This window comes from Flavobacterium sp. GW823-FHT04A11 (genome assembly GCF_058796535.1).
Genome location: NZ_CM179503.1, coordinates 5,063,537 through 5,078,961, shown reverse-complemented (window position 1 = coordinate 5,078,961; position 15,425 = coordinate 5,063,537). Strand labels below are relative to the sequence as shown.

Annotated in this window: 17 protein-coding genes; 7 read left to right on the top strand and 10 right to left on the bottom strand. The window is 33.3% G+C overall.

Annotated features, from left to right (window positions below):
- Positions 1-46 precede the first annotated feature (46 nt).
- The 5 genes from AC3QL1_RS21685 (at position 47) to AC3QL1_RS21665 (ending at position 3,275) form a co-directional block, all read left to right on the top strand.
- A complete protein-coding gene (locus AC3QL1_RS21685; protein ID WP_492494201.1) occupies positions 47-712 on the top strand; it encodes a DEAD/DEAH box helicase in 666 nt (221 codons plus the stop codon).
- 74 nt (positions 713-786) lie between these two features.
- On the top strand, positions 787-1,602 hold the full coding sequence (locus AC3QL1_RS21680; RefSeq protein WP_492494200.1) for an alpha/beta hydrolase: 816 nt from the start codon (positions 787-789) through the stop codon (positions 1,600-1,602).
- A 20-nt stretch (positions 1,603-1,622) separates the two neighbouring features.
- Positions 1,623-1,841, top strand: a complete 219-nt coding sequence (locus AC3QL1_RS21675) for a putative signal transducing protein (protein WP_492494199.1) — start codon at positions 1,623-1,625, stop codon at positions 1,839-1,841.
- Between the two features lie 95 nt (positions 1,842-1,936).
- A complete protein-coding gene (locus AC3QL1_RS21670) occupies positions 1,937-2,764 on the top strand; it encodes a Cof-type HAD-IIB family hydrolase (protein WP_492494198.1) in 828 nt (275 codons plus the stop codon).
- Positions 2,742-3,275 (top strand): GNAT family N-acetyltransferase, encoded by a 534-nt coding sequence (locus AC3QL1_RS21665; RefSeq protein ID WP_492494197.1) that lies wholly within the window; start codon positions 2,742-2,744, stop codon positions 3,273-3,275. The genes AC3QL1_RS21670 and AC3QL1_RS21665 overlap by 23 nt, the downstream gene beginning before the upstream one ends.
- Positions 3,276-3,381: 106 nt before the next feature.
- Here the strand turns inward: AC3QL1_RS21665 and AC3QL1_RS21660 are convergent, their stop codons facing one another.
- Complete coding sequence (locus tag AC3QL1_RS21660) at positions 3,382-3,906, bottom strand: hypothetical protein (RefSeq protein WP_264534754.1); 525 nt, start codon at positions 3,904-3,906, stop codon at positions 3,382-3,384.
- A gap of 506 nt (positions 3,907-4,412) precedes the next feature.
- Here AC3QL1_RS21660 and mtaB point away from each other — a divergent pair.
- On the top strand, positions 4,413-5,747 hold the full coding sequence (mtaB, locus tag AC3QL1_RS21655; RefSeq protein WP_492494196.1) for a tRNA (N(6)-L-threonylcarbamoyladenosine(37)-C(2))-methylthiotransferase MtaB: 1,335 nt from the start codon (positions 4,413-4,415) through the stop codon (positions 5,745-5,747).
- 172 nt (positions 5,748-5,919) lie between these two features.
- On the opposite strand, the gene AC3QL1_RS21650 is transcribed toward mtaB, so the two are convergent.
- The 9 genes from AC3QL1_RS21650 to AC3QL1_RS21610 form a co-directional block, all read right to left on the bottom strand.
- Complete coding sequence (locus AC3QL1_RS21650) at positions 5,920-6,429, bottom strand: hypothetical protein (RefSeq protein WP_492494195.1); 510 nt, start codon at positions 6,427-6,429, stop codon at positions 5,920-5,922.
- A 239-nt stretch (positions 6,430-6,668) separates the two neighbouring features.
- Positions 6,669-7,385, bottom strand: a complete 717-nt coding sequence (locus tag AC3QL1_RS21645; RefSeq protein WP_492494194.1) for a 3-ketoacyl-ACP reductase — start codon at positions 7,383-7,385, stop codon at positions 6,669-6,671.
- A 112-nt stretch (positions 7,386-7,497) separates the two neighbouring features.
- Positions 7,498-8,085 (bottom strand): LURP-one-related/scramblase family protein, encoded by a 588-nt coding sequence (locus AC3QL1_RS21640; protein ID WP_492494193.1) that lies wholly within the window; start codon positions 8,083-8,085, stop codon positions 7,498-7,500.
- A gap of 239 nt (positions 8,086-8,324) precedes the next feature.
- Complete coding sequence (locus AC3QL1_RS21635; RefSeq protein ID WP_492494192.1) at positions 8,325-9,026, bottom strand: SIMPL domain-containing protein; 702 nt, start codon at positions 9,024-9,026, stop codon at positions 8,325-8,327.
- A gap of 44 nt (positions 9,027-9,070) precedes the next feature.
- Positions 9,071-11,236 carry a vWA domain-containing protein gene (locus tag AC3QL1_RS21630; protein WP_492494191.1) on the bottom strand — a complete coding sequence of 722 codons (2,166 nt, stop codon included), beginning with the start codon at positions 11,234-11,236 and terminating at the stop codon, positions 9,071-9,073.
- 79 nt (positions 11,237-11,315) lie between these two features.
- Positions 11,316-12,284: a hypothetical protein gene (locus AC3QL1_RS21625; protein ID WP_492494190.1), complete on the bottom strand. Its 969-nt coding sequence runs from the start codon at positions 12,282-12,284 to the stop codon at positions 11,316-11,318.
- A gap of 2 nt (positions 12,285-12,286) precedes the next feature.
- A complete protein-coding gene (locus AC3QL1_RS21620) occupies positions 12,287-12,787 on the bottom strand; it encodes an RNA polymerase sigma factor (RefSeq protein WP_492497595.1) in 501 nt (166 codons plus the stop codon).
- A 316-nt stretch (positions 12,788-13,103) separates the two neighbouring features.
- Entirely contained in the window at positions 13,104-13,433 is a 330-nt protein-coding gene (locus AC3QL1_RS21615; protein ID WP_492494189.1) for a hypothetical protein, read from the bottom strand.
- Positions 13,434-13,482: 49 nt separating this feature from the next.
- Entirely contained in the window at positions 13,483-14,319 is an 837-nt protein-coding gene (locus tag AC3QL1_RS21610) for a DUF6929 family protein (protein WP_492494188.1), read from the bottom strand.
- Between the two features lie 207 nt (positions 14,320-14,526).
- On the opposite strand from AC3QL1_RS21610, the gene AC3QL1_RS21605 reads away from it, so the two are divergent.
- A complete protein-coding gene (locus AC3QL1_RS21605) occupies positions 14,527-15,408 on the top strand; it encodes a PPK2 family polyphosphate kinase (RefSeq protein WP_492494187.1) in 882 nt (293 codons plus the stop codon).
- The last annotated feature ends 17 nt before the right edge of the window (positions 15,409-15,425 follow it).

Sequence of the window (15,425 nt, the reverse complement as noted above, 5' to 3'; positions counted from 1 at the left end):
AGAATTTTTAATCTTAATTCTAAAATCTTAATTCTAAAATTAGAAGATGAAACTAAAAAAAATAAACGAGAAGTTACAAGATGCGTTAATCGAAAATGGATTAACAGAAGCGAATATTCTGCAAAGAGAAACTTTTTCGACTATAAAAAGTGGTGCCGATTGTATTATTCTTTCTCCTGATGGAACTGGAAAATCGACAACAATTGTATTAAATGTGATTCAGCAATTAGCAGGTCACACCGAAGAATCTCCACGTGCTTTGATTTTTGTTGAAGACAAAACGAAGGTTTTGGAAATGGTGGAGCTTTTTGAGAAATACGGTAAATTTTCTAATCTTGAAGTTTACGGAGTTCACGATAAAGGCGATATGGATTATGATAAAAACTATATTTCAACGGGAATTGATGTTTTAATCGGAACGCCAAATAAACTGAGCGATATGTTTACAACCGCTGGTTATAACGTAAACCGGTTGAAAATGTTTATTATCGATGATGCAGATCCTATTTTGAAATTGCGTCATGAAACTAAAATTATGCGTATCTCGAATAGTATCGCAAAAACACAAAGAATCATTTTTGCGGAAACTTTGACAGAACGTATCGAAATTTTGGCAGATAAAATGATGCTGGAGCCTTATTTATTTGACATGGATGAAGAAGGTGAAGAGGAACTTGATGAAGAAGAAGGTTTTATTGAAGAAGAAGAATAAAGTCGCAGTCGCAGTTTTCAGTCGCAGTTCAATAGTGAAAACTGCGACTGAAAACTAAAAACTAAATAAACTATATGGAAATACTCAAAACTTTTAAATTTTTAACGATTGTGCTCTTGGCATTTTTTGTTATTATTTATATTTTGATTGTTTCTTATGTGTATTTTAATCAGGTTGCTATGGTTTTTCAAAGCCAAAGACTTCCAAAAGATTTTAAGTTTGATTATCAGCATAAATTTGAAGAGTTAAATATAAAATCATTCGACGGAATTAATTTAAACGGTTTATTGTTTAAAGCTGAAAATTCTAAAGGTTTGATTTTTTATCTTCATGGAAATGCGGGAACACTGGAAACCTGGGGAAAAATTGCAAAAGTCTATACCAAACTCGGTTATGATATTTTTATTTTAGATTACAGAAGTTTTGGAAAAAGTGAAGGAGAAATCGAAAATGAGGAGCAATTAAATCAGGATGTTTCGATTGTTTACAAGACATTATGTTCAAGATATCCTGAAAACAAAATCGTTATTACGGGTTATTCGATTGGTTCCGGATTGGCTACTATTTTAGCTTCTCAAAACAAACCGAAAGCTTTAATTCTTCAGGCGCCGTATTATAGTTTTACCGAATTGTCGAGTTCGAAAGTTCCGTTTTTTCCTAATTTCATGAAGAAATTTAGTTTAGAAACCTATGATTATTTGCCAAAAATAAAAGCACCGATTTATATTTTTCATGGAATTGATGATAACCTCATTCCGGTTAAAAATTCAGTTAGATTGGGAAAATTATTAAAATCAGATAAACATTTGTTTCTGCTGAAAAATCAGGATCATATTGGATTGAATGAAAATGAAGAATTTCAGGATCAGTTAAAAATAATATTACAATAAAAATTTAAAAAATAAATGTTATGGGATTAATGAAGGTGTTTTCAGGAAGTGAAATATTAGCAATTGCTTTGCAGGAAAGATTAGAACAAGCGGGAGTAGAAACCGTAAAAAAAGACAATATTCAATCGGCTCGTTTGGGAGGTTTTGGACAAACTGATCTGGCTGTTGAGGTTTTTATTCAGGAAACTGATTTTGCAAAAGCGAATCCTGTTATTGAAGATTTCAGAATGAGTATATAAAAGGAAGTTTTTAGTCGCAGTCGCAGTTTTCAGTCTTAATAAGTACTGAAAACTGCGACTGAAAACTGTGACTGAAAACTGAAAACTAAAAGGATATGCAATATAAAATGCTGGTACTCGACATGGATGATACCTTGTTGACAGATGATCATAAAATTTCAGAATTAAATAAAAAAGTACTTCTTGAAGCGCAGGCAAAAGGTGTTCATGTTGTTTTGGCTTCCGGTCGTCCAACTTCGGCAATGACGGCTTATGCGAAAGAACTGGAATTAGACTTAAATGACTCTTATATTATTTCGTTTAACGGTGCTGTAATCAGTACTGTAAAAGACGATTTGGTGTTGTTTGAGCAATGTTTAACGCCGGAACAAATTCATGATTTATACGATTACAGTGTAAAGATGAAAACACACATTATCACGTATCTTGATGGTGAAATCGTGAGCGAAACAGATTCTGAATACATCGAAATCGAAAAAGATATTACCGGATTGCCACATAATAAAGTGCCTGATTTTAAGGCTGCCGTTACAAAACCGGCGGTAAAATGTATTTTACTGGCAGAACCTTCTTATTTAAAAGAAGTAGAAAAAGATTTAAAATTGGCAATGCCGCATTTAAGCGTTGCAATGTCGAAACCTTTTTTCCTGGAAGCAGCTCAAAACGGAATTGATAAAGCAGCGAGCTTAAAACTTTTAGCAGAAAAGCTAAATATTCATCAAAGTGAAATTATTGCTGTTGGAAACGCAGGAAATGATTTAACGATGATCGAATATGCCGGTTTAGGAGTTTGGGTTGATAATGTCACACCTGAATTACGCGACAGAGCGAATGTAATCGTAGCTTCAAATAATAATGACGGAGTTGCCGAAGTGGTACAGCGTTATATCTTGAATAATTATGTTGCCGAAGAAATCAATTGAAACGGAACGTCTGCTTTTGAGAGAATTAAATCTTTCTGAGGCAGACGGCATGTTTGAATTGGATTCGAATCCGAATGTGCATATTTTTCTTGGAAATAAACCGGTGAAAAATATTGAGGAAAGTATACTTCAAATCGAAAATATTCAGCAGCAATACAAAGATTTTGGAACCGGACGCTGGGCAGTTATTTTAAAAGAAACCAATGAATTTCTGGGTTGGTCCGGAATAAAATTCATTACGAATGAAATCAATAAACACCAAAATTTTTACGAAATTGGATATCGGTTTATCGAAAAACATTGGGGAAAGGGATATGCAAGCGAAGCAGGAAAAGCTTTTATTGAATATGCTTTTAACGAAATGAAAATAGATTGTCTGTATGCTTATGCAGATGAAGGAAATGAAAACTCAAGAAAAGTTCTTGAAAAATTGGGTTTTCAGTATATAAATTCGTTTTTGTATGAAGGCGAATTAGAAGTTTGGTACGAATTTAAAAATCCAAACAAATAACTTTAAATCAGAGAAATGTGTCCCAAATCTTTATAAACTTTCAAATAAGTTTGCAAAGATTTGGAAAACAACTCGTTATTTTTATTCTCTGAGAAATTAATTCTTATTATTTTTTAGCTACAGAAACAAAATATTTATTTCCGTCACCCATTGTTAGTTTTACGCGTTCGTCACAAAGATCGATAGCAAAATTCACACTTTCGTAACAGCTGCAAGTTGTGTTTTTGTCTTTAGACATTTCAGTTTTGCAATTGTTGTTTTTAAAAGTTGCTAATTGTGGCGTGTATAAGCTTACTAAATCCGTAGAAGCAGTTACCAATGAAATAATACTTGCTGAATTGTTGTTTGTAATTCTGTATACAATTCTGTCAGTATAGTTTACTTCATTTACAGTTACTTTACGAATATAAGTGTAAGCTGTTGATCCTTCACCTGGTTCTTTTACTTCAAACTTAAAACCAACCGCACGAATAGCGATGTCAAATTGTGATTGTGAGTTTAAACTCGCCCAATTTGTCAAAGTACTAATAGATGGGAATGGATTAGTAGATGGAGCAGCAGTTTGCGTTTGCGCTTGCGAACTGAAAAAGGTTAAGAACATCAAGCAGATTGTGGGTAAAAATGCTTTCATAATAAGTGTGGATTTTTTTAATTTTTTTGCCTACTCTTTATGGTTTTCGGCTTACCCATTTTTATTTATAACAAAACAACAATATAACGACTAAAAATCAAAATTGTTATGCTTAAATCTACGCTTTATTAAATTATTTTATGTTAAAATTTTTGCCTTGTAAATCTACAATAAAAAAATACAATTTCTCAAAGCTAAATGTAAGAAAAATTTAATTTAAAGAGATAAAAAATGTATTTAATCGAGTAAATTTGCTTTTAATCGATAATTTTGTCATTTTATTCTTATTGAATTGCTTTTTTGCTTTTACAAATAAAACTTATTTTTTGATTACATATCATTATTTATCGTTTTTTTTACTCGGATTTTAATATATGATTACTGCAAAATATTGATATTTAGTATATTGTTGATTTTATTTTAAAGAATATTGTATGTAAATTTGCAAACTCTTTAATTTGAGATGTAAATATAATATCTTACTACTTAAAACGTAGTGTATTCCTATGGAAAATAGAAAAAAAGTTGCTTTTTATACGCTTGGCTGCAAATTGAATTTCTCAGAAACCTCTACAATCGCCAGAAACTTTAATGATGAAGGTTTTGATCGTGTCGATTTTGAAGAAGTAGCCGACATTTATGTGATCAATACGTGCTCTGTAACAGAAAATGCAGATAAGCAATTCAAGCAGGTTGTAAAAAAGGCAATGAAATTAAACGAAAAAGCCTTTGTTGCTGCCGTAGGTTGTTATGCACAGCTTAAGCCGGAAGAATTAGCCGCTGTTGATGGTGTTGATTTGGTTTTAGGCGCTACCGAAAAATTTAAAATTACCGATTATATTCACGATTTGAGCAAAAACGATATGGGTGAAGTGCACTCATGCGAAATTGCAGAAGCTGATTTTTACGTAGGAAGTTATTCTATTGGCGATCGTACCCGTGCATTTTTGAAAGTTCAGGACGGTTGTGATTATAAATGTACCTATTGTACGATTCCTTTAGCAAGAGGAATTTCAAGAAGTGATGCTTTAGAAAATGTATTGCAAAATGCAAAAGAAATTTCAGCGCAAAACATTAAGGAAATTGTTTTAACCGGAGTAAATATTGGAGATTACGGAAAAGGAGAATTCGGGAATAAAAAACACGAACATACTTTTCTTGACCTAGTTCAGGCTTTGGATAAAGTAGAAGGAATCGAGCGTTTGAGAATTTCATCAATCGAACCTAATTTATTGAAAAATGAAACGATAGATTTTGTGTCAAAAAGCAGAACTTTTGTACCTCATTTTCATATTCCGCTGCAATCAGGAAGTAACGATATTCTAAAATTAATGAAACGCCGTTACTTACGTGAAGTGTATACAGAACGTGTAAATAAAATTCGTGAAGTAATGCCCGATGCCTGTATTGGTGTCGATGTTATTGTTGGTTTCCCTGGAGAGACTGATGAGCACTTTTTAGAAACCTATCATTTCTTAAACGAAATGGATATTTCATACCTGCACGTTTTCACGTATTCTGAAAGAGACAATACCGAGGCTGCCAATATGCCTGGAATTGTACCTGCAAATGTGAGAGCAAAACGCAGTAAAATGTTACGCGGATTATCCGTTAAAAAACGCCGCGCTTTTTACGAAAGCCAAATAGGAACCAACAGAACCGTTTTATTTGAAGGCGAAAATAAAGAAGGATATATTCACGGTTTTACCGAAAACTACGTAAAAGTAAAAACACCTTGGAATCCGGAATTGGTAAATACTTTGCAGGAAATTAACCTGACAAAAATCGACGAAGACGGAAGTGTTCGTCTAGAGTTTTTAAACAAATTAGCAGAAGTTTAGAGCGTAGTTTGTCATTGCGAGGAACGAAGCAACCGCATTAATAAAGTAAAGTTTGTCATTTCGACGTAAGGAGAAATCACATAACGGAATTACAGTTCGTTGCTCTATGGATGTGATTTCTCCTTCGTCGAAATGACACAAAAAAAGCCCTTTTAAAGAAAGGGCATTTTTTTTATTTCTTTTCCTGCTGCAACATCAGCTTCAAAGAATTAATATAATCCGTATCAAATTCAATAACCCTGATTTTTTCAGGATTAAAACTTAATTCACCGCCAAACTGACCTTTTGTATCTAAAAAGTCAATCGTAAGTTCTTCATCGTTTAATTCGATCAATTTTCCTAAATAAGCTGATTTTGCTGATTTTTTGGAAATCTGTAAAATGCCATATTTATTATTGATGAAATTGACAATCGAATCCAAATCCCGAATCGGAATAATATCTTCGGCATTTGTTTTTAACCCTTTCAGGCGAATTACTTTTTCGGTGAAAGCCAAATCTTCATCTCTGTGAACGGCTTCAATATTTTTGTTTTTCAAAATCACAAAACCATCCAGAATAAAATCAACGGGATTGTTTCTTAATAAAATCCAGTCATCAGAATAATCAATAAGAAAACCCGTGAAGAGTTCTTTTTTGTCACTAAACTCTATAGCTATTAATTGTCTTAAATATTGTTCCATCATGTTTTGTTTAAAATTCCAATTAATAAATTCCAAATTCCAATTCTCAAAACTCGAATAAGATTTCTAAAAGCAGTTAGAATTTGGGATTTATGTTTTTTTGGCTGTTAAGATCTTTGTCAAAGTTTAAAACTTTGTCAAAGATTAAGGTACGATAGTTTTTAGAAAATTCCAATAAATAAATTCCAAATTCCAATTCAAAAGCAGTTGGAATTTGGAATTTAAAATTTGGAATTTATTTAAGGATTAGTAGACCAAATACTACTGTTTTTTATAAAAACCCTGCGGCTTAATTTCAATTGAGCGATAATTAATTCGGCAATATCTTCAGACTGCATTACTTTTTCAGGATTCCCGTCTGTCAGGTTCAAATCTTTTGCCATATCAGTTGCAACGGTGCTTGGCGTTAAGGCTGTAACGCGAATATTGTGCTTTCTCATTTCCTGCATTAAAGAATCTGTTAATCCTAAAACGGCAAATTTTGAAGCACTGTAAGCACTTGTTAATGCGTTTCCGTTTAATCCTGCAGTCGACGAAATATTGATGATATCTCCCGTTTGTCTTTCTATCATATTTGGAATCACGGCGCGGGTTGCATAATACGTTCCCATTAAATTAACCTGAATAATTCTTTGCCAGGCGTCTGGTTCTAATTCCAGGAATTTTCCAAAAGAAGCAATTCCGGCGCTGTTGATTAAAATATCAATGTTTTTAAATTCTGTTAAAGCTTTTTCAATAGCTGTATTTATAGAATTAATATCTGAAACATCTGCCGATAAAGCCAATGATTTTACCCCTAAATTTGAAGTTTCGGCAGCTAATTGATCGACATCAGCCTGAGTTCTTGAAACTAAAATTACATTCACGCCTTCTTTGGCCAGTGCAATTGCGATCGCTTTTCCAATTCCTTTTCCGGCTCCTGTAATCAGGGCATTTTTATTTTTTAAGTCTGTCATGATTTATGTTTTAGAAATGCAAAAGCATCATTTTAAGTCTAACAAAAATAAAGCTTTTGCTAACTAAAATGATGCTTTTAGAAGTTTTCTTAAACTAAGTTTAACAAACGTTTTATTCTTTCAAAACCATATCAATACACATTACGGCTGCAAGAATTAATTGTCTAAGCGGACTTTCGGGCGCTACGTTTTCTTCTATCTGAAGCACATAATTATCAGCACTTGTAAAAAACTCTTTTCCTATTCCGGCCCATTTTTTACTAACCTGAGCAAGCTGTTTGTTTTCGTGAGAGAATTTAAAATCCCAGCCCGTCCATTTTCCCTGAAGCGTCGCAACCGGTTTTTCGTTTTTATCCAGAATCTCAAATTTCCCTCCAATAGAAAAGAATTTCTGTTTAAAAGTTCCAACCAGACGATCTTTTTCATCTAAAACCTCAACCGTAGAACGAAACCACGCAATACCGCGTCTTACCGAAATTAATTTTTCGCCGGAAGCTGATGTAATTTCAATATTAAAAGGCGTCATTCTTTTATAATCCGTAAAACGGAAAACTTTGGTAAAAAAGCCCAGATTATTTTCACGGCAATTCATGATGATCTGATTGCTTTCAGGATCATAAATGTCATAATTGTTAGCGGCTTTAAACATTCCAACATGTTCTTTTACAAGAAATAGGTTTTGATTTAAGATTGGGTTCATTAAATTTTGTTTGAATTGATTTATATACTTTTACCCGTTGGGTTAATTGTTTTAACACATAGAGACATAGAATTATTGAACTCAAAAAAGCTTTTCACTTGCATTAATAAATCCCAAAGCTTCGGGACTATGTGTGAGAAACGAGTTTCTTTTTAATTTACTTTTTTCAAAGTATTAAATCTATGTTTCTATGTGTTTAATTAAATTTTATACATTAACACCCAACGGGTATATTTTATTTATTCTAAAAGAAAGCGCACTTGTACAGAGCTTACAATCTTTATTTTTTGGAATTCAATATTAGGTTCATCGACCGGAGATTCAGAATAAAAACTTCTTTTTTCCTTGATTGCAATTCCGGCAATATTTCCCGCAAGCTGATTCGAAATATCTTCAAAGTTATTGATTTGAATCGCATTTCCAACTTTTTGGTTCAAAGGTTTACTAAAACTTTCAGCAACTTGTTTGGCACGAAGAATTGCTTTTGCATTTATCAGCAATCTAATGTTTTTTTGCTGATCATTTTCGACTCTGTCAATTTGCACATTTGAAAGACCAATTTTTTCTAATCCAATAAAAACTTTTGATGCAGTTTGCGCATCGGCAACCAAAATTGAATAGGATTTGCTTTTTAGAATGTCACTTTGTTTTAAAAGATAAAATTTATAATTGCTCGTCATATCATTCAAACTCAGGTTTTTTTCTGTGTTGATGCCAATTTCCTTTAATTTCACAATCATTTCTTTTTCTAAATCTTCTACAGATTTTTTTCCTTTGGAATCTTTTTCGGTCAATAATACATTGATCCAGATTTTATTGGGCAAAACCAAAGTATCGGCCTGACCGGTAACTTCAATAAAAGGTTTGTTATTTGTGCTTTTGTCTTGAGAAAATGCATTTATCGTAACGAAGAGTAATAGTGTAAAAAGTAAGTTTTTCATTGGTATAAAAATTAAGTGGTAAATAAAATGGAATAAGACATTGATTAATAAACTTGTTTTACACCTTCAATAAGTCGAATCAATTCTGCTTTGTAACCTTCAGAATCGTTTGTAGATCCTTGTTTGGCTAATTTTAAAATATCCTCGGATGATTTATTTGTAATGAGTTTTGAATCTCTTAACTTTAATCCAAACCACGCAACGGCCGTACTAAATTTGAAATCATCACTTGATTTGTCTAAAGAAACCGATTTGTTTTCGATCACTTTTACCATTTCAATGCTTTTATCGCCGTCCGGTTTTTTGTAACGGAATTTTATTGTAGCCAATTCACCGCTGTAATTATTAGTGCTTTCCTGAACTTTAGTATATTTTAAAGCATCCGGCTGTTGGTTTAAATAATCGCTTGCAACTCCGGCAGGAATAATTTCATATAAAGCCGTAACGGTATGATTGCTTCCTAATTCTCCGGCATCAATTGCATCATTTTTAAAATCTTCCGGACGTAATTTTCTGTTTTCATATCCAATTAAGCGATACGCCTGAACTTGTTTTGGGTTGAATTCAATCTGAATTTTGACATCTTTTGCAATCGCAAACATCGAACCTTTAAACTCTTTTCCTAAAAAACGATTCGCTTCCTGAATATTGTCGATATACGCATAGTTTCCGTTTCCTTTATCGGCAAGCGTTTCCATTTTGCTGTCTTTGTAATTTCCCATTCCGTAACCTAAACAAGTCAGGAAAACGCCTGTTTTTCTTTTCTCTTCAATCAGTTTTTCCATGTCGGAGTTAGAAGTACTGCCAACATTAAAATCACCATCTGTTGCCAGAATCACTCTGTTATTTCCATTTTTAATGAAATTTTCAGTGGCAATTTTATAAGCCAATTCAATTCCGGCGCCTCCCGCAGTACTTCCTCCGGCATTTAAATTTTCAAGCGCATCAACAATCGTTTTTTTCTCATCTCCTGATGTTGGAGCCAGAACCAATCCCGCTGCGCCTGCATAAACCACAATGGCAACTTTATCTTTGTTACGCAGCTCGTTTACCAATATTTTCAAAGATTGTTTCAATAAAGGCAATTTATTAGGATCGCTCATAGAACCCGAAACATCAATTAAAAAAACAAGATTAGAAGCCGGTAAATCATTCGTTGGAATATTTTTTCCCTGCAAACCAATTTTCAACACTTTGTTTTTAGCATTCCATGGAGAATCGCTTACTTCAGTATTGATCGAAAAAGGATTTTGATCTTGCGGCTGTGGATACGTATATTTAAAGAAATTCACCATTTCTTCCACGCGAACAGCATCTTTAGGAACACTTTGTCCGTTATTAATAAAACGTCTCACATTGGTATAAGATGCATTATCAACATCGATAGAAAATGTAGAAAGCGGTGCCGTTTTCGGGCTTTCAAATGCATTTTCTACAAAAGCGTCATAATCTTCGTTGTTAGGTTCAGTTGGCTGAATATTGATGTGATTTAGTTTTGCATCCAGTTCTTTTTCCGAAAGATTTTTATACAGATCACCTTTCGTCGCCACTACAACAACTCCGTTTGCGCCTTTGCTTCCGTAAACAGAAGTTGATGTTGCATCTTTTAAAACTTTCACATCCTGAATATCATTTGGGTTTATTTTTGCCATTTTATCAGCTGTAATGGTAACTCCGTCTACAATATACATCGGTTCATTTTTTGATGAAATAGATTGTGTCCCGCGAATTGTAATACTCGATCCTGAAACATATTGAGAACTATTTTGAACGCTTGGCGCTGCTAAAGCATTTCTCTGAACCGATTTTGAAACGGATTTAGCTGTCATTTTTCTTTTTTCAGGTCTATAGCTGTTATCTTCGTATTCAGCATTCGAAACTCCATAACCAACTACTACAACTTCTTCTAAATGATTGCTTTCATTTTGCATTATCACATCAATTACATTTGATTTTTTAACGGTTACATTTTGGGTTTTCATTCCGATGTAGCTAAAATTCAAAACGTCTCCGGTTTGTGCCTGAATTGCATATTTTCCTTCAAAATCTGTTAGTGCTGTTTTTTTTGATTTTTTAATAGTTATAGTAACTCCCGGAAGAGGCAAACTTGCATCGTCTGTAACTGTTCCCGTAATGGTTTTTTCCTGTGCAAATGTTATGAAACATATAAGCATAGTAATGGCTGATGAAATAAGTTTTAAACTTTTCATAATCGTGATTTTTTAAATTAATGTTCGGGTTTATCTTTGTCAGATCCTTAAATCCAACAAAGATTTTTTGAAGTAAGAATTATTTTTTGTTGACCGGTTTTCCTGTTTTGGTAGTAATTATCACAACTCCTTTTTTACCTTTTTCACCATATTTAGATGTGGCTTCCAGATCCTGAAGAATCGTAATGGTTTTAATTTCCTGTTTGTCTAAAGGTGCATACGGACTTGTGGGATTTGGACCGTATAAATCATTTTCAGAATAGTAAGTTCCGTCAATAATATACAAAGGTTCATCCAGAATTACTAATGAATCTACATTTGAAGGTTCTAAATTAGAAAGTTCGGCAGACATCATTTTGTCTTTTTTAGCATCGTCGCTATGTGCCATTGCATTTCCGTTTATGACAACCAACGGAGCACTTTTTTTCTTTGCTTTCTCAGAAGATTGCTTTTCAGTAAAAGCAACTCTGGCAGATTCTCTTTGTGCAGTTTTGGCATAGCCGAAGTTTTGAACCGCTTCCTCTTTTTCGACTGCAATTTCTTCCTCTGAATATTTAGGTGCAGCTTGTACCGGAGCTGCCATAAAAACTTCATCAGGAACATCTGCCGGTGCAGAAATTGCATCTGCTTGGCTCATAGATCTTTTAATCTCGTTTACCGCTACTTTTTGTTGTTGTTGAATTTGTTTGTCCAGAATTTTGACAGCATCTTCTTTTGGGACTATTTTAGAATTTTCGACTGCAACACCATCTTTTACTACAACCGGATTTTGAAATTTTTGTTCTACAGAATCGCTGGTAACAACTTGATTGTTTTGAATTTCTTTTGTTTTATCGGATAGGAAAAACTGAGATCCCAAAGAAATCAACAATAAAAGAGAAGCGGCGATTGCAATTTTTTTCCATAACGAAATGGTTTTTTTAGCTTCTTTTTTGTCGAGTTTGTCTTCAACGCGCGACCAGACTTTTTCCATTCCCGGAAAGTCTTTGAGCTCCGAATTGTGCGCAGCTTCTTTAAATTTATCGAATATTTTATCTTGATTGTCCATGACTACTTTGCTTTTTGATAATACAATTTGTTTACTAATTCCTTCAACTTGGTTTTAGAAGCATTCAATTGTGATTTTGATGTGCCTTCAGAAATGTTGAGCATGCTGGCGATTTCTTTGTGTCCGTAACCTTCAATTACAAAAAGGTTAAAAACAGTTTTACAGCCATCCGGAATGTGATTCAGTAAATTGAGCAAATCTTCTTCTTCCAGAGTATTAATCTCGTCGGTAAAAGGTTGCGAAAGCAGTTTGACATCGTCTAAATACATATTAAAGTTTGTATTCTTTTTGATGGTTGCCAAACAATGATTGACCGTTATTTTTCGTGCCCAGGCCTCAAAAGCCAAAACTTCTTTGAGCTGTTCTATTTTTGTAAAGATGGTATAGAAAGCATCAGCCATAGCTTCTTCAATTTCTTCCTCCTTTTTTAAGTATCGTTTGCAAACGCGATACAACTTGGGAGCCATATATTCATAAACCTGACGCTGAGCATCGCGGTTCATTTTTTTGCAGCCGGATATTTGAGTTTCGTTTATCACAATTGTTGTCTTTCTTATATAGAGAGATAAAAAGATAAAAAGGTTGGGAAGGTTGTAAAAAAAAGTTTTTTTTTAAAGGTTCAAAGGGGCAGAGTTACATAGGCGCAAAGGTTTTATTGTTATGGTGTAATTGTTTTGTCAATTTCGTAGAGGCGCACAGCAGTGCGTCTCCCGCAAAGATATTCGCCGATTTTGTCTTTACACATGTAATTTTTTACTATGCACAAAGTTTGTTATTTCGATTTAGAATAAAATACCTAATTTAAAAATGCATGTAATTTTATTCTAATTTTAAAATTGCCTCTCTTGACAAAATTCTCAGCTGTTTCCAAAAAGAGCCATTTTTCAACTCGTCTATTTCACTTATAGTTAAATCTTCAGGAGGTATTTGGTCAATATAAAAGTTTATCTCATCTAACATTTTAATCTGTTCATTAGAAAATAGATTTGGATAATTTTCTTTTATAACTTCATAAATATGATTAAAATCCAATAATAATTCGTCTGTTACGACAACAAAGTTTGGGAATGATGCTATTTGTTCATCGGCTTCTAGTGATAGATTTTTTAGTGATCGCTTAAAATTATTTATTATTGCTTCTTTATCCATTCTTAAATTTTTAAAGTAACGATTCTAATTCTCAATTAAAATATTTAATTTATTTTACCGGCAAAACCAACTTAAAAATCTTCGTCTCTAATAATTCCGTGTCATTATCCTCGCACAATAAAAACTCTATTTTATCATTTGATTTTTTATAGAAAGTCAAACCTTCAAATTTATTGGTTGACGTTATTTTTTGGGTAAAATCGATTTTCATGGTTTTCAAATCTATTCTGCCAATAAAACTTCCTAAGATATCACCATCGTCGTAAGTTGATGTTGTGTTTTCGGCGGTAGAAAGGAAATAGATTTTATCTTCAACCAAAATGGCATCGGTAAAACTGGAGCGAACACCTTTTATTTTTGGCAGTTTATAATTGGTGGCAACCAAAGCAAATTCTTCTCCCAGATTTTTAGCGTGAATCGTAAAAATGGTGTTTTTGTTGGAGATTCCGTTACCGCGATTGAATAAATACCAGTTTTCGCCATCGAAAATAGCGCCTTCCAAATTAAAATCTTCAGGTTTTATATCACCGAAATTTTGCATTACAGCATATAAATCAACCAGATTGTTCTTTTGTAAAATGGTCTTGGTTTTTAGATCAAATTCGATCATTTTGTTTCGGTTTTCGGTAGAGCCGGAACCAAAAACATATAATGTATCATTATGATGTGTGAAAGATTCAAAATCGGGTTTTATGTTTTTCGGAATGTTTTGCGATGGATTTTCAATTAAGGGATGATGGCTCAATTGCTGATTCTGCATATTGTATTCATATAAAAATCCGCTGTTGTCGCCGATGATATATAATGAATCGTTATTGAAGAATAATCCTGATGCAGAACCGATTCCGATGATTTGAAATAATATTTCTAATGTGAATTTTTCCATGAATGTTGTTTTGAAACTTAAATCTAGCCCTGATAGTAATGGAAATACTTTTAGAAGAAATTGTATTTTTTACTGACAGAACAAAGCGACCAGCGGAAGCTCTTGTTGTGACTTGTAAAAAAACAATTTATCGAAAAAGTATTGCAATGGATAGCAGGAATATGCTTCGTAAAATTAGTATATTTACTTATATAAAACCTCAGAAATATGAAATCAATAGATCCGAATGATTTTAAAGTTGTAGACAAAATAAAATTGTCAAAGATTCCAACTTTATTAGATATAAATGCCAATGACGACGAGAAAGAAGAAAAACTGGATAAAGTTCAGGCCAAATTAAGTGATTTGCAGGATGTGATGTATTCACATAATAAATATGGGGTTTTGATTTGCCTGCAGGGAATGGATACTTCCGGAAAAGATAGTCTGATCCGGGAAGTTTTTAAGGAATTTAATCCGCGTGGAGTAGTGGTGCATAGTTTTAAAACGCCAAACTCGACTGAATTAGAACACGATTATTTGTGGCGTCACTATATTGCTTTGCCAGAAAAAGGAAAATTTGCCATTTTTAACCGTACACATTACGAGAATGTTTTGGTTACGCGTGTGCATCCGGAATATATTCTGGGAGAAAATTTACCGGGAATAAATTCAGTTGATGATATTAAACCTAAATTCTGGAAAAGAAGAATTGAACAGATCAATAATTTTGAAAGTCATATTGCTGAAAACGGTACAATTGTCATGAAATTTTATCTTCATTTAAGTAAAGAAGAACAAAGACAGCGATTATTACGCCGTTTGGAAGAAGGAAAACACAATTGGAAATTTTCGCCCGGAGATTTGAAAGAACGCGAACATTGGGATGAATATCAGCAATATTATGAAGAAGCAATAAACAGAACTTCAAAAGAGCATGCGCCCTGGTATGTTGTTCCTGCAGATGATAAAGAAATGGCGCGTTATATTGTAGCCAAAATTATTTGGGAAGAAATGAAAAAGTACACCGATATTAAAGAACCGGAACTGGATGAAAAGATAAAAGCCAATTTTGAGGTTTATAAAGAGGAGTTAAAAAAAGAGTCTTAAAATTAGACTCTTTTTTT

What these genes read in the sequence shown, in the direction of transcription:
- AC3QL1_RS21685 (WP_492494201.1), top strand. Translation starts at nt 47, where the DNA reads ATGAAACTAAAAAAAATAAACGAGAAGTTACAAGATGCGTTAATCGAA.
- AC3QL1_RS21680 (WP_492494200.1), top strand. Translation starts at nt 787, where the DNA reads ATGGAAATACTCAAAACTTTTAAATTTTTAACGATTGTGCTCTTGGCA.
- AC3QL1_RS21675 (WP_492494199.1), top strand. Translation starts at nt 1,623, where the DNA reads ATGGGATTAATGAAGGTGTTTTCAGGAAGTGAAATATTAGCAATTGCT.
- AC3QL1_RS21670 (WP_492494198.1), top strand. Translation starts at nt 1,937, where the DNA reads ATGCAATATAAAATGCTGGTACTCGACATGGATGATACCTTGTTGACA.
- AC3QL1_RS21665 (WP_492494197.1), top strand. Translation starts at nt 2,742, where the DNA reads ATGTTGCCGAAGAAATCAATTGAAACGGAACGTCTGCTTTTGAGAGAA.
- AC3QL1_RS21660 (WP_264534754.1), bottom strand. Translation starts at nt 3,906, where the DNA reads ATGAAAGCATTTTTACCCACAATCTGCTTGATGTTCTTAACCTTTTTC.
- mtaB (WP_492494196.1), top strand. Translation starts at nt 4,413, where the DNA reads ATGGAAAATAGAAAAAAAGTTGCTTTTTATACGCTTGGCTGCAAATTG.
- AC3QL1_RS21650 (WP_492494195.1), bottom strand. Translation starts at nt 6,429, where the DNA reads ATGGAACAATATTTAAGACAATTAATAGCTATAGAGTTTAGTGACAAA.
- AC3QL1_RS21645 (WP_492494194.1), bottom strand. Translation starts at nt 7,385, where the DNA reads ATGACAGACTTAAAAAATAAAAATGCCCTGATTACAGGAGCCGGAAAA.
- AC3QL1_RS21640 (WP_492494193.1), bottom strand. Translation starts at nt 8,085, where the DNA reads ATGAACCCAATCTTAAATCAAAACCTATTTCTTGTAAAAGAACATGTT.
- AC3QL1_RS21635 (WP_492494192.1), bottom strand. Translation starts at nt 9,026, where the DNA reads ATGAAAAACTTACTTTTTACACTATTACTCTTCGTTACGATAAATGCA.
- AC3QL1_RS21630 (WP_492494191.1), bottom strand. Translation starts at nt 11,236, where the DNA reads ATGAAAAGTTTAAAACTTATTTCATCAGCCATTACTATGCTTATATGT.
- AC3QL1_RS21625 (WP_492494190.1), bottom strand. Translation starts at nt 12,284, where the DNA reads ATGGACAATCAAGATAAAATATTCGATAAATTTAAAGAAGCTGCGCAC.
- AC3QL1_RS21620 (WP_492497595.1), bottom strand. Translation starts at nt 12,787, where the DNA reads ATGAACCGCGATGCTCAGCGTCAGGTTTATGAATATATGGCTCCCAAG.
- AC3QL1_RS21615 (WP_492494189.1), bottom strand. Translation starts at nt 13,433, where the DNA reads ATGGATAAAGAAGCAATAATAAATAATTTTAAGCGATCACTAAAAAAT.
- AC3QL1_RS21610 (WP_492494188.1), bottom strand. Translation starts at nt 14,319, where the DNA reads ATGGAAAAATTCACATTAGAAATATTATTTCAAATCATCGGAATCGGT.
- AC3QL1_RS21605 (WP_492494187.1), top strand. Translation starts at nt 14,527, where the DNA reads ATGAAATCAATAGATCCGAATGATTTTAAAGTTGTAGACAAAATAAAA.